Origin of the sequence: Erwinia oleae (assembly GCF_000770305.1) — a bacterium.
GTDB classification, from domain to species: Bacteria; Pseudomonadota; Gammaproteobacteria; order Enterobacterales; family Enterobacteriaceae; genus Erwinia; species Erwinia oleae.
In genome coordinates this window covers 44,217-57,716 of record NZ_JNVB01000008.1, presented here as the reverse complement: position 1 = coordinate 57,716, position 13,500 = coordinate 44,217, and the positions used below count along the sequence as shown (strand labels likewise).

Annotated in this window: 14 protein-coding genes; 3 read left to right on the top strand and 11 right to left on the bottom strand. The window is 56.6% G+C overall.

Annotated features, from left to right (window positions below):
* Positions 1 to 94: 94 nt before the first annotated feature.
* From GS12_RS04415 to GS12_RS04385, 7 genes are all read right to left on the bottom strand, one after another.
* Positions 95 to 616: a PadR family transcriptional regulator gene (locus GS12_RS04415; protein WP_034944296.1), complete on the bottom strand. Its 522-nt coding sequence runs from the start codon at positions 614 to 616 to the stop codon at positions 95 to 97.
* 72 nt (positions 617 to 688) lie between these two features.
* Positions 689 to 1,471 carry a siderophore-interacting protein gene (locus GS12_RS04410; protein ID WP_034944293.1) on the bottom strand — a complete coding sequence of 261 codons (783 nt, stop codon included), beginning with the start codon at positions 1,469 to 1,471 and terminating at the stop codon, positions 689 to 691.
* 155 nt (positions 1,472 to 1,626) lie between these two features.
* The gene (locus GS12_RS04405; protein WP_034944290.1) at positions 1,627 to 2,937 is read right to left on the bottom strand and encodes a PQQ-dependent sugar dehydrogenase; all 1,311 of its coding nucleotides are present in this window, start codon (positions 2,935 to 2,937) and stop codon (positions 1,627 to 1,629) included.
* Positions 2,934 to 3,374, bottom strand: a complete 441-nt coding sequence (locus GS12_RS04400) for a DUF2231 domain-containing protein (RefSeq protein ID WP_034944288.1) — start codon at positions 3,372 to 3,374, stop codon at positions 2,934 to 2,936. Before GS12_RS04400 ends, GS12_RS04405 begins: the two co-directional genes overlap by 4 nt.
* Positions 3,375 to 3,487: 113 nt before the next feature.
* On the bottom strand, positions 3,488 to 4,207 hold the full coding sequence (locus GS12_RS04395) for a GNAT family N-acetyltransferase (RefSeq protein WP_034914766.1): 720 nt from the start codon (positions 4,205 to 4,207) through the stop codon (positions 3,488 to 3,490).
* Between the two features lie 74 nt (positions 4,208 to 4,281).
* Positions 4,282 to 4,701, bottom strand: a complete 420-nt coding sequence (locus GS12_RS04390) for a thiol-disulfide oxidoreductase DCC family protein (RefSeq protein WP_034914763.1) — start codon at positions 4,699 to 4,701, stop codon at positions 4,282 to 4,284.
* Positions 4,702 to 4,749: 48 nt separating this feature from the next.
* Positions 4,750 to 6,141 (bottom strand): NAD-dependent succinate-semialdehyde dehydrogenase, encoded by a 1,392-nt coding sequence (locus GS12_RS04385; protein WP_034944287.1) that lies wholly within the window; start codon positions 6,139 to 6,141, stop codon positions 4,750 to 4,752.
* A gap of 113 nt (positions 6,142 to 6,254) precedes the next feature.
* Between GS12_RS04385 and ptrR the strand changes: the two genes are divergently transcribed.
* Positions 6,255 to 7,169, top strand: coding sequence for a putrescine utilization regulator PtrR (ptrR, locus tag GS12_RS04380; protein WP_052118355.1), 915 nt, complete (start codon positions 6,255 to 6,257; stop codon positions 7,167 to 7,169).
* On the opposite strand, the gene fabV is transcribed toward ptrR, so the two are convergent.
* Complete coding sequence (gene fabV, locus GS12_RS04375; protein ID WP_034944285.1) at positions 7,147 to 8,343, bottom strand: enoyl-ACP reductase FabV; 1,197 nt, start codon at positions 8,341 to 8,343, stop codon at positions 7,147 to 7,149. The two genes, ptrR and fabV, sit on opposite strands and share 23 nt — an antisense overlap.
* A 109-nt stretch (positions 8,344 to 8,452) precedes the next feature.
* A complete protein-coding gene (locus GS12_RS04370; protein WP_034944283.1) occupies positions 8,453 to 9,775 on the bottom strand; it encodes a D-serine ammonia-lyase in 1,323 nt (440 codons plus the stop codon).
* A gap of 332 nt (positions 9,776 to 10,107) precedes the next feature.
* Between GS12_RS04370 and GS12_RS04365 the strand changes: the two genes are divergently transcribed.
* Positions 10,108 to 11,382, top strand: coding sequence for a Glu/Leu/Phe/Val family dehydrogenase (locus GS12_RS04365; protein WP_034914746.1), 1,275 nt, complete (start codon positions 10,108 to 10,110; stop codon positions 11,380 to 11,382).
* Between the two features lie 41 nt (positions 11,383 to 11,423).
* On the opposite strand, the gene GS12_RS04360 is transcribed toward GS12_RS04365, so the two are convergent.
* A complete protein-coding gene (locus GS12_RS04360; RefSeq protein ID WP_034914743.1) occupies positions 11,424 to 11,870 on the bottom strand; it encodes a DUF441 domain-containing protein in 447 nt (148 codons plus the stop codon).
* Positions 11,871 to 11,943: 73 nt separating this feature from the next.
* Positions 11,944 to 12,579 (bottom strand): hypothetical protein, encoded by a 636-nt coding sequence (locus tag GS12_RS04355; RefSeq protein WP_034914740.1) that lies wholly within the window; start codon positions 12,577 to 12,579, stop codon positions 11,944 to 11,946.
* Between the two features lie 155 nt (positions 12,580 to 12,734).
* Between GS12_RS04355 and ydfG the strand changes: the two genes are divergently transcribed.
* The gene (gene ydfG / locus GS12_RS04350) at positions 12,735 to 13,481 is read left to right on the top strand and encodes a bifunctional NADP-dependent 3-hydroxy acid dehydrogenase/3-hydroxypropionate dehydrogenase YdfG (protein WP_034944281.1); all 747 of its coding nucleotides are present in this window, start codon (positions 12,735 to 12,737) and stop codon (positions 13,479 to 13,481) included.
* The last annotated feature ends 19 nt before the right edge of the window (positions 13,482 to 13,500 follow it).

Below are 13,500 nucleotides of genomic sequence, written 5' to 3'. Positions count from 1 at the left end.
GTAGTCGTAATGAGGGAATCGGGCAGGTCAGGGCTGTTTATACAGCGGATAAATTCACAGTGCGCACGCCTGATTAGGCGTGCGCAGCAGATTATCAGCAGCCGCGTTCAATTTTTTTAGCGGCTTCGTCCAGCGTATCAATGATCTTATGCAGCTTTTCCTGCGACAGGTTTTGCTGCGAAAGCTGCGCATTGAGCGCAGTTTTGAAGTTATAAATGGCGCGCTCAACTTCCGGAATACTGCGATTATTCACCAGCACCGCCAGCGAGGCGAGGCGGGAAACGATATCGCGTAAGAGAGGCTGGTTTTCAGCCAGCTGGCGGCGGCCCGCCTCTTCCAGTTGCCAGGTTTTTCGGCTGGCATGCGGATCAACAGCGCTGATGCAGTTCGCGTCTTCAAGAAGCGTCAGGTTGGGGTAAACGATCCCGGCGCTGGGCGTGTATTCGCCCCGTGACAGATCTTCAACAGATTTAATCAGCTCATAGCCATGCGCCGCGCCCTGACCAATAAAATGCAGCATCAGCAGGCGAATATCGCCCGCATCAAGCATTTTTTCACGGCGTTTTCTGCGCCTGGCGCCGCACTCTTCACGGCCCGCGTGGAGATCCTGTGTCATCACCTGTCCCGGAAAAAAATCAGCAGACGATAGTATTCTGCCCATCGCGTAATTTCAACACGGTGACCAGGGCTATTTCTGATGCCAGTAAGCCACCGCGCGAACCCGCTCTGCCTCACACCCGCGCTGCGCAATAAAATAGTCGCCCATTTTTTTCACCGCAGCGCCCTCGCCCGTCAGCCAGATAAAATAGTCATTATCGGGCAGCGAGAGAGACGCAAACTGCGCAATCAGCTCGTCTGCCGCTGCCAGCGTCATCGCGCCACTGCCGAGCCAACTCACCGTTACGCTACCGGTATCGCCCAGGTAATCGCGTCCTGCGGCTTCATCAGCAAAGGCAAACAGCCTGATGTCACCACCCGAAAGCCCCTGCTGGCGGCGCTTAAAGGCGGGCAGCCCGGTTTCATCACATACGTAGAGCTGGAAAGCGTAATCTTCCGGCACCACCAGCGATCCACGCGGCCCGCCAATCGTCAGTTTATCGCCCGGCTTCGCCTGCACCGCCCAGTCGCTTGCCAGACCGGCCTGATGAATATAAAAGTCGAGCGTCAGGCGCCCTGCGTCACCGTCAAACGCCAGCGGCGTATAGTCGCGTGCAGCGGGCCGTACGCCATCTTTCCATACCACGCCTTCGGGGGTGATTTCCGGTAAATTCAGCTCACCGCCGTTGGGGAAAAAGACTTTGATATGATCGTCGAAACCTGCTGAATTGAAGCCCTTCAGCGCGTCGCCGCCAAATTCAATACGATTAAAACAACCCGCAACCTGGCGGGTGCTCAGCACGTCAATGGTGCGAAATCGCAGTTCATTTCTGACGCGCTGGGGTAAACGAGAAAAAGGGTGATTATCCTGCATGGGATCTCCTGCATAGCGTCGGCACATTATTATGAATGATTCTCACTCAACAGGGTGGGAATATATCTATGATATATCTTAAGCGCAAGCGGCAGGCGGGGTGAATTTGTGCGATCGAGGGTGAAAAGCGCCGTCGAATGACGGCGCGGAGTATATTACCGTGCGGAGACGCGCCAGACGGTATTACCGGCATCATCGGCAATCAGCAGGCCGCCCTCCTTGTCCATGCTCAGCCCCACCGGCAGACCGCGTACGTTTTTGTGATCGTCAGTCAGGAAACCGGTCACGACAGGTTTTGGCATCCCCTGGGGTTTGCCGTCTTTGAAAGCCACCCAGACCACCTGATAACCGTTCAGTGGTTTACGGTTCCAACTGCCGTGTTCACTGATAAAGGCGCCGCCGCGATACTCTGCCGGAAGATTGTCGCCGGTATAGAACAGCAGGCCCAGTGGCGCAACGTGCGAGCTGAGGGCGTAGTCAGGCTTGATGGCTTTTTTAACCAAATCGGGCCGTTGCGGTTTGACGCGCTCATCCACATGCTGGCCGTAATAGCTGTAGGGCCAGCCGTAAAAGCCCTGGTCCTGCACCGAGGTGAGATAATCCGGCACCAGATCGGCGCCGATTTCATCACGTTCATTCACCACCGCCCACAGCTTGCCGCTTTGCGGCTCCCATTGCAGGCCGGTCGGATTGCGCAGGCCGCTGGCAAAGATACGGCTTGCCCCGTTGGCCACATCCACTTCCAGTACCGCCGCGCGACGGTATTCCGCGCCCGTGCCGTTTTCGGTGATATTGCTGTTGGAGCCGACGCCCACATAGAGCTTACTGCCGTCCGGACTGGCGAGCAGCGATTTGGTCCAGTGGTGGTTGATGGGCCCGCCGGGAAGATCGGTCAGTTCGGTGCCGGGATCGGTGATTGAGGTTGCGCCGCTGTCATAGTGATATTTCATGATCGCATCGGCATTGGCCACGTAGAGCGTGTCGCCAATCAGCTGCACGCCAAACGGTGAAAAAAGATTGTTCAGGAAGGGGTGTTTTTCCCAGTGCTGGCCGTCGGCGCTTCTTCTGAGCAGCGTGATACGGTTGCCGCCCGCGCCGCCTTTGCCGGAGGCTTTTTGCACCAGCCCCATGATCAGCTCTTTAGGTTTGGCGGTCACACCCGGCGGGCTGTTGCCTTCCACCACCAGGATATCGCCATTAGGCAGAGTGGTGAGCTGGCGCGGGTGTTGCAGGCCATCGGCAATTTTTTCAATTTTTAACCCGTCGGCCACGGTGGGTTTCTCGCCCTGCTTCCAGGCTGCACCGCGCGGCACCTGCATGGGCGGCAGCAGAAAGTTTTGTGCCGCAGGCAGTTCAGGGTTTGCGCCGGTCTGGCGCGCGGGATCGATTTTAGCGCTGTCGTCGCAACCGCTGATCATCAGCGTTATGGAGAGCGTCAACAGGGAAAGTTTCAGAGACGTTTTCATCGGGCTTCTCCATAAGCGTAGCGGGTACGGACGGCGAGCTGGACGTTGGCGATCAGCAGCAGTAAAACCACCAGGGTGGAGAGAATGACGCCGGAAGGCACCACCGCCCAGGCATCGCGGCTGTGAACGAAAGCATTAAAAATGGCCAGCACGACGGCCAGCGCCGACAGCCAGAAATGGAGATTCAGCGCGGAGCGTCCTGGCAGATTGCGGCCCTTCACCAGATGCACAAGGCTGATAATACGGGGAATGATGGCAAGGATCAGACCGAAAACAATCAGCCAGCTGGCCGACTGCGTCCAGGCAATTTCCGTACTGAAGAGATAGATAACATCGAAGATCCATGCCGCGACAAAAAATCCCAGCGGCACCGGGTCGAGCAGTGAATAGACAAAACCAACAGGTCGGGAAGCGTGGTGTAGCGCCGAAGACGTCATGAACTTACTCCTTTTACCGTAAACGGTGACGACCAGATTGTCGTCACGCGGTTTGGTAAAAGGTTAGTAAGTTTAATGCCTTTATGTCGGGAAATATCACAAAAAATTAACGCTTACTTTGTGACGTTGTCACGCAGAGCCGCCAGGCTGTGGCGCTGTTTACCGTCTTCATCAAAGTTTTCTGGCTTCAGCCACTGTTCGAAAGCCTCCCGAACAGAGGGCCACTCTTTATCAATGATGGAAAACCAGTTGGTATCGCGGTTGCGCCCTTTATAAACGATGGCCTGACGAAACGTTCCTTCAAAACTGAAGCCCAGACGCCGCGCCGCGTTGCATGAAGGCGCATTCAGGCTGTCGCACTTCCACTCGTAGCGGCGATAGCCAAGCTGGTCGAAGACGTACTTCATCAATAAAAATTGCGCCTCGGTTGAGAGCGGGCTGCGTTTCAGGTAGCGGGAAAACGTAACGAATCCCACTTCAATCACACCGTGCCCCGGTTCGATACGCATTAACGCCAGGGTGCCCACCGCGCGATCTGTCGTCAGATCGATAACCGTATAGTGCAGCGCATCGCTGCTGCCGCCCGTCGCATCAAGATGGCGGCGGAATTCTCCTTCGTTCCTGAACGGCCCGAAAGGCATATAGGTCCAGTCCTTTTCATCTTCAGGATCTGCCCATGCGGCACAGAGATCGGCTAAATGAAGTTGGGGGTCAAGCGGTTCCAGACGGCAAAAACGCCCCTGCATGGTGACGCGCTCCGGTCGCGGTCGCGATGTCCAGCCTTCAAGGCTTGCGCCTACCGGCTGCTGATACTCGTTATCGTTCTCAGACAAAAAACACCTCGGTCGTTACGGCTCAAAACAATAACATAGAGTAAGTGAGGAGAGGTTGTCCAGACAACGATGGATCAGTCAAGAAAGCGCCCCGGATAATCGGCGCGTGGTTTCTGATAAGCGTCAAAGCGCCCGAACAGGCGATATCGGTTGCGGGCGATAAGATCATAACAGCGATTGCTTATCCCTTCAGGGAAGTAGCGCAGGATGCCGAGCGCCCGCCACGGCCACGGCAGCCCGGCCAGCACACGGAAAATCGCTGCGGCGCGCAGGTAAACCCGATCGCCCTCCAACAGTACAATGGTGTTAATGTTGTCGGGCGACAACCCTGCCTGCGTCAGCAGCGCCCTTCCCTTATCGGTTTGCACCGCCGCCAGCCTGACGGTGCGGCGTTTATCGTGACGCAACAGGAAGTTGACCCAGCCATTGCAGAGTTTACACACGCCGTCGTACAACACGATACGCCCGGTGGCGTTTTTCGTCATCGCGTTCATTATCCCTCCGCAGGCAAAACGCGACGTTACACCGCTTTTATGCCGGCATCAACTCTCACGCCAGACCGTCTGGGCATTAGTGAATTCCTGAATGCCAAAGCGCGACAGTTCACGGCCAAAGCCGCTGTTTTTCACCCCGCCGATCGGCACGCGCGGATCGGAAAACGTCGGTGAGTTGATAAATACGCCGCCGGTTTCGATACGCGCCGCCAGAGAAGTAGCCTGCTCAATATCGCTGCTCCAGATGCTGCCGCCCAGGCCGAATTCGGAGTCGTTGGCCATTGCAACAGCGTCATCCGCATCTTTCGCGACAATCAGTGAGGCAACCGGGCCAAACAGCTCCTGACGGAAGCTGGTCATGCCGGGCCTGACGTTGCTCAGCACCGTCGGCGCATAAAAGTTGCCTTCGCCCTGCATTGTATGGCCGCCAAGCAGGCACTCCGCCCCTTCAGCCAGCGTTGCCTGTACCTGCGCATCCAACTCATCACGCAGATCGTAACGCGCCATCGGGCCGATGTAGGTGGCTTCGTTGCGCGGATCGCCGACAGGCAGCGCGGCAACGGCGGCAACAAACTTGTCGCGAAAGGCCGTAAAAACAGATGATTCAACAATAATCCGCTTCGCGGCAATGCAGATCTGCCCGCTGTTCAAAAAGCGCCCGGAAATGGCGCCGGCCACCGCCGCATCAAGATCGGCATCTGCCAGTACGATAAACGCATCCGCCCCCCCAAGCTCCAGCACGCATTTCTTGACCGCTGCGCCGGCCAGCGCGGCAACAGCAGCACCGGCGCGAACGCTGCCGGTCAGGGTGACGGCGGCGGTGCGGCGATCGTTAATCAGCGTAGACACCGCGTCATTATCGGCATTGACGACACGGAACAACCCCGCCGGCACTCCGGCCTCAGTGAGGATCTTTTCCAGCAGCAGCGCGCAGCCCATGACATTTGGCGCAGGCTTGAGCAGGTAGCTGTTTCCCGCCATTATAATCGGCACGGCGCCGCGCAGCACCTGCCAGACGGGAAAGTTCCACGGCATAATCGCCAGGATCGGCCCCAGCGGAAGGTACTGAACAAACGCTTTGTTGTTTTCAACCAGCGCGGGTTCCGGCTGAAGGAAAAGCGGCCCGTGTTGTGCGTACCATTCACACAGGCGGGCGCTTTTTTCCACCTCGCTGACGCCCTGAACGATTGGTTTGCCCATCTCATCGCTCATCATTGCCGCCAGTTCGCGGGCATGATTGCGTAGCGCATGCGCCATTGCCGTCAGCAGGCTGGCGCGCGCGTCGGTATCGCTTTTGCGCCAGCCCTGGAAAGCCTGCCAGCTGCTTTCAAGCGCATGTTCGACTTCCGCCGCAGCGGCAAATGGCAGGACGGTAATAACGTCGCCGGTGAAAGGATTGCGGGAAACAGCACCGGTCTGAGCGGAGGATAATGCAGTCATAACGTCTCCATAAAGCGAAAGGATTGATACATCAATGAGGTCATCATAGGCTTGCCACTCTTTCTCATAAAATGAATAATAATGAAAATAACTTACCTGAATTGAGAAAGTTTATGGATATCACCCAGCTTGAAGTTTTTCGCGCTATCGCTGAAGAAGGCAGTGTGACCGCAGCGGCGGAAAAGCTGCATCGCGTGCCGTCGAACATCTCCACCCGGCTGCGCCAGCTTGAAGAGGAACTGGGCACGCTGCTGTTTAATCGGGAAAAGCTGCGGTTGCATATCACCGACGCGGGGAGAACGCTGCTGGATTACGCCACGCGTATTTTAGATCTCACCGCAGAAGCGAAGCAGCGCATAGCCGGCGGTCAGCCGGCCGGCGTATTTACCCTGGGCGCCATTGAAAGCACCGCCGCCGTCAGGCTGCCACCGCTGATTGCGCGTTATCATCAACAGTGGCCGGAGGTTGAGCTGTCTCTGTCAACCGGCCCGTCCGGAGCGATGACCGACGGTTTGCTGGCGGGCGAATTCAGCGCAGTATTTATTGACGGGCCGCCCATGCATCCACAGCTGGACGGCATAGCGGCCTTCCCCGAGGAGATGGTGCTGATCTCGGCGTTAAACTATCCGGCGATAACCGGCGCACACGCGCTTTCCGGCGCGACCCTCTATGCGTTTCGCACCAACTGTTCCTATCGCCGTCTGTTCGAAAACTGGTTTGCGCGCGCCAACGCGATGCCCGGTAAAATTTTTGAGATGGAGTCCTACCACGGCATTCTGGCCTGCGTCAGCGCAGGCGCGGGGCTGGCGCTTATTCCACGCAGCATGCTGGAAACGATGCCGGGCAGAGACAGCGTGCAGGCCTGGCCGCTCGCCGACAAGGCGGGTCATCTGGATATCTGGCTGGTGTGGCGAAAAAACGGGGAGAATGGCAATCTGAGGGCGATGATTGCCCTGTTGCAGGAGCAGGCCCGTCCGCAGACGAGCCTGACTGATGTGGCCAGAATTACATCTGCACCAGATTCCTGATTTTGACGTCGGCGTTAACGTCGGCGCCATAATCCACGCCCTCAACGCCAAAACCGAACAGGTGCATGAACTCTTTTTTGTACCCGGCGAAATCAGTAATGTCGTTGAGGTTATCGTTCGTCACGGTCGGCCACTGCGCCACTACCGTGTCCTGCACGTCCGCCGCCAGTTCTTTATAATCCGCGCGTAGACGGCCTTCATCATCAACGATGGGCGAAGCGCCGTACAGACTCTCTTTAAACAGGCCGTAAACCTGCTCAATGCAGCCCTCATGCGTTCCTTTCTCTTTCATCACCTTAAACAGCAGTGACAGATAGAGCGGCATCATCGGGATCGCCGAGCTGGCCTGCGTTACCACCGCTTTCAGCACCGAAACGCGGGCGTCGCCGCCTTTGTCTGCCAGCGTATCGCGGATAGTCAGCACGCGCTTGTCCAGATCCTTTTTCGCTTCGCCGATGGAGCCGTTCCAGTAGATATCGTGGGTGATTTTCTCACCGAGATAGGTGAACGCGGTGGTTTTCGCGCCGTCCGCCAGTACACCTGCGTCCTTCAGCGCATCAATCCACATTTGCCAGTCTTCGCCGCCCATCACCGCGACGGTGCCGTCGATCTCTTGCTGGGTGGCAGGCTCCAGCGTGGATTCGCTAATGGTCTCTTTATCGGTATTCAGACCGCGGATGGTCACCTGTTTGCCCACCGGCTTCAGCGTCGAGTTGAACACTTCCCCGGTTTTTGGATGGGTGCGGCGCGGCGCGGCCAGGCTGTAAACCACCAGATCGACCTGGCCGAGATCCTGTTTAATCAGCTCGATGGTCTTCTGCTTGACCTCGTCCGAGTAGGCGTCGCCGTTGATGCTTTTCGCATACAGGCCTTTTGCTTCGGCGAATTCTTCAAAAGCGGCAGAGTTGTACCAGCCAGCGGTAGCGGGTTTGGTCTCTTCGCCCGCGCGCTCAAAGAACACGCCCAGCGTGTCCGCACCACAGCCAAAGGCGGCAGAGATGCGCGCCGCGAGGCCGTAGCCGGTAGAGGCGCCGATAACCAGTACTTTTTTCGGGCCGTTGGCGATGGCACCCTGCCGGGTAACATAATCAATCTGGTTCTTGACGTTAGCTTTGCAACCCACCGGATGGGCAGTTACACAGATAAAGCCACGAATGCGTGGTTTAATAATCATGAAGACCTCATGTGGACTCTCATTAAATTTGGGCAGTAGAATACCTGCTTGTGTCGATTCAGGCAAAGTCGTCAGACAGTTATCGTGGATAAGGTAACGAAATCGTCTGCTATTTATCCGCCTGCGGCGCGAGATAGCGCGCCATTTCAGCTTCCGGCACCATACCGCCGCCGGTAGCCCAGACCAGATGCGTTCCCTGTTGCAGCATTGCCGTCGTAATCCCCTGCGCCGCCAGCGCCTCGCGCTTCTGCCAAAGCCGCCACGGGCCGGGCAAACCGGCCAGCGCCGACGGCTCCAGCGAGATCCCTTCATCATGGTTCAACAGCCGGAGCAGGTCGAGCATCTCGCTGTCCTGCAACGTATAAAACCCGCACAGCAGCCCTGCCATTGTGCGCCCGACAAAACCAGACGGGCGACCCACCGCCAGACCGTCCGCAATGGTTTTATTGTCGATGCCCAGATCCTGCACGGCAATGGCATCATGCAGCCCGGTATGCACGCCCAGCAGCATACAGGGCGAGTTAACCGGTTCGGCAAAGATGCAGTGTACCGCGTCACCAAACGCCAGCTTCAGGCCAAATGCCACGCCTCCCGGCCCGCCGCCCACACCGCAGGGCAGATAAACAAACAACGGATGCGCGGCGTTGACAATGACGTTGCGGGCAGCCAGTTGACGTCTGACGCGCTCGCCTGCCACCGCATAGCCCAGAAACAGCGTGCGGGAGTTTTCATCATCAATAAAGTAACAGGCCGGATCGCTGGCGGCCTCGCGCCTTCCCTCTTCAACCGCCACGCCGTAATCCTGCGCATGTTCAATCACCTCGACGCCATGCGCGCGCAGGCGGTCTTTTTTCCACTGACGCGCATCAGCAGACATGTGCACGCTAACCTTAAAACCGAGCCGGGCGCCCACGATACCGATGGAAAGCCCCAGATTGCCGGTTGAGCCGACGGCAATGCGATAGCCGGAAAAAAACGACCGGTGGCGCGCCGACAGCAGTATGCTGTAGTCGTCGTTTTCGTTCAGCAATCCCGCGCCGACGGCCAGCCGCTCCGCGTGCGTCAACACTTCGCAAATGCCGCCCCGGGCTTTGATTGAGCCAGAAATGGGCAGATGGCTGTCCTTTTTCAGCAGCAGGCGGCCGTTCTGAACGCAGCCATAACGCGTGTTGAGCGTGTGCTGAATAGCAGGAATAGCCACGATATCAGATTCGATAATCCCCTGTGCGGCTTCGGTTTCCGGGAACGCCTTCATCAGCCAGGGCGCAAAACGGCGCAGACGTGCCGCCATCTCTTCAACCTGGCGTCCCGTGCCGGACAATTCAGTATCAACCGATCCCGCCAGCGGGTTGATCCAGGTGACGGGTTCCAGACGACGCAGGCGTTCCAATAGCGGAAACCGCGTCAAAAGCTGTTTTATGGTGACATCCATTTGACCCTTTCCTCTTTCTTAACCAAAAGGTGATAAGAGAAGCTTAACAAAGTTTGAGCTTGTTCAAACTTTTGAAAAATAGCGATTAACCGCCTGCTATGCAGATTTACTGCATAAAAATGGCCTTTTTTTCTGAACCGATTCTCTTTGTGACCAACACAATAACTAATTATTCGTTACAGAGGGGCTGAGATGTAATTTCCTATAAAATTTCACAATAATTTAAAGAATTGAAAACCTCAGTTTGGTGTTAAATTACCGGCGTATAAGTCGTATGCACCAAAAAATTACCGATTTCGTAGTAGATATCACTTATCACACTAAGGTTTCTTATGGAAAAGCTATCATACGTTTCTGAAGGCAGCACAACAGCCTGGTCAACTTATTTGCAACAGATTGACCGCGTGGCGCCCTATCTGGGCGACCTTACTCGCTGGATCGATACGTTGCGCCACCCCAAACGCGCGCTGATTGTTGATATCCCCTTACAGATGGACGACGGCACCATTCGTCACTTCGAGGGGTTTCGCGTGCAGCACAACCTGTCGCGCGGGCCGGGCAAAGGCGGCATTCGTTACCATCCCAACGTTGACTTAAACGAGGTGATGGCGCTTTCGGCATGGATGACCATCAAGTGTGCGGCGGTAAATCTGCCTTACGGCGGCGCAAAAGGCGGTATCCGCGTCGATCCGTTTACGCTGTCGGACGGTGAACTGGAGCGACTGACCCGCCGCTATACCAGCGAAATCGGTCTGATTATTGGCCCGCAGAAAGATATCCCTGCCCCGGACGTCGGCACCAATTCACGGGTGATGGCGTGGATGATGGATACCTACTCAATGAATCACGGCACCACGGTAACCGGCGTGGTCACCGGTAAGCCTATTCATCTGGGCGGCTCGCTCGGCAGGGAAAAAGCCACCGGACGCGGCGTCTTTGTGACCGGCCGCGAAGTGGCGCGTCGCTCTAACATCCGCATTCAGGGCGCGAAAATTGCCGTACAGGGTTTTGGTAACGTAGGTAGCGAAGCGGCGCGACTGTTTGTGGAAGCGGGGGCCTATGTGGTGGCGATTCAGGATCATTCGGCAACGCTGTTTAACGCCGACGGCATCGATCTTGCCGCCCTCGCCGACTGGCAAAAAGCGCATAAAAATATTGCCGGTTTCCCTGGCGCAGAGACCGTTGACAGCGAAGCATTCTGGTCGGTGAGCATGGATATCCTGATCCCGGCAGCGCTGGAAGGACAGATAACCCGCGAGCGCGCTGAGCAGTTGAGCTGCAAGCTGGTGCTGGAAGGCGCTAACGGGCCCACCTTCCCGGATGCCGACGATATGCTCAGCTCACGCGGCATCATTGTGGTGCCTGACGTGATATGTAACGCGGGCGGCGTAACGGTCAGTTATTTCGAGTGGGTACAGGATATGGCCAGCTTCTTCTGGAGCGAGGGTGAAATCAACGACCGCATGGATAAGATTATGACCGAAGCGATGGTTCACGTGTGGGATAAAGCGAAAGAGAAGTCGTGCAGCCTGCGCACCGCAGCTTATATTGTTGCCTGCGAGCGTATTCTGATGGCGCGTAAAGATCGCGGTATCTATCCGGGTTAAGCAGCATCGGGCGGAACGCTTCCGCCCTTTTTCGTTGCTCGTTACGATTTGCCGATGAACAACGAAACCAGCCCTGCGGCAATCAGCGGCCCGACCGGCACGCCGCGAAACAGCGAAACGCCAATAATTGTCCCGATAATCAACCCCGCCACCACGCCAGGCTGACTGCCCATCAGGGTAACGCCGCGCCCGCCTACCCACGAAACGAAGATCCCGACGGCGATCGCCAGCAGCGATTTCCAGTTAAGAAATGATTGTATCAGCGTGCTGGTGGGTATAGCACCGCTGGCAATCGGCGCCAGCATGCCAATGGTCAGAACAATGATACCGATTGATACACCCTGCTTTTCGATCCATGGAAACAGGCTGCTGAGCGGCGTCATTTTCACAATAATCAGTACCAGCAGCGCAATCGTCACCGCCATGTTGTGGCTGAAATAGCTCATGCCGGCCAGCCCCAGAAGAATCAGCAGCGTGATATCGAACATTCTCTTTCCTGATGTAAGTCGTTATAACGGCAGCTTAAAACGCTTTAATCTCACCTGCCAGCTTTTTTACAGCTTAATACAGCGCATCAATAGCGGCCTGCAAACTCACTGCCGGTCCGGTCAGTACCGAGAGCGTGCTGTTAATCTGTTTTTCCGCACCGGCCATCGATATTTGCGCCAGTACGATGCAACCCAGCGGTGACTCCGGGCGTTGCTGGATATAACCGGCAATTTCCCGGTAGTAGCCGTCGAAATCGCCTGCATTGAACCACACCCAGGCTCCTGGTATCAGCTCGACCGACAGCCGTTCGGGAGGAATAAACGCTTCAAAAAGATGGGTGGTGGCCGCCAGCGTGGCGTGCGCGGTGCAAAGCACAAGGATCGAACCCTGATAGCGCGACGCGACTTTCGCCAGCGCGGCATCAACCCGGATCACCGGTTTGCTGAACTGGCTGGCGTCCCATGCCACCACCCCAAGCGTGGTGCAGGTAACGATCACCGCATCGGCGTAGTCACACAGCTCATGAATGGCCTGACGTGTCGCATCCGCGATCGCCTCGGTGACGTCTCCCGCATCGGCAACGCTTGCCAGCAGCTCGCCCTCTACGCGATGCAGCAGTTCAACATCGCTGAAATCAAGCCCGCGCAGCGCATCTTCATAAAGCGCAATGTTGCTTCTGGCCGCATGCAGGCAGGCGATAACAGTCATTCCACTTCTCCTGTCCAGAGGAAAGATTATGCTGACAAATTACTCTTTTATCGCCCGGAGATCCGGTCTTTTTAAAGGAGTAAGCGTCAGCCTTACCATTCTCATGGTGAAGTGCTAAGGTGTGTAACCCCCAAAATGTGTTGAGGAACAGTGAGATGATTGTATTTGTTACTGGTGCCACCGCCGGCTTTGGAGAGAGCATCACCCGCCGCTTTATCGCACAGGGTCACCGTGTGATTGCCACCGGCCGACGCAGCGAACGCCTTCAGGCCTTGAAAGATGAGCTGGGCGACAATCTTTATACGCTGAGGCTGGATGTGCGTAACCGCGCGCAGATTGAAGAAGCGCTGCAAAGTCTCCCCGCCGACTGGCAAAACATCGCCGTGCTGGTGAATAATGCAGGCCTGGCGCTGGGGATGGAGCCTGCGCATAAGGCCAGCCTTGATGACTGGGAAGCCATGATCGATACCAACAATAAAGGTCTGGTCTACATGACCCGCGCAATCCTGCCCGGCATGGTTGAGCGAAACGCGGGGCACATTATTAATATTGGCTCCACCGCCGGTAACTGGCCTTATGCGGGCGGTAACGTTTATGGCGCGACCAAAGCCTTCGTTCGCCAGTTCAGCCTCAATTTACGCACCGACCTGCACGGCACTCCGCTTCGCGTGACGGACATTGAGCCAGGCCTGGTGGGCGGCACGGAGTTTTCTAACGTGCGCTTCAAAGGCGATGACGCAAAAGCCGGTAACGTTTACGAAGGTACCGAGCCGTTAACCGCTGAAGACGTTACCGAAGCGGTCTGGTGGGTGGCCACGCTGCCGAAGCATGTCAACATCAATACGCTGGAAATGATGCCGGTGTGCCAGACGCTGGCAGGATTAAAAGTCGCGAAGCGTTGAGTATGGGGCGGCCAGCAGG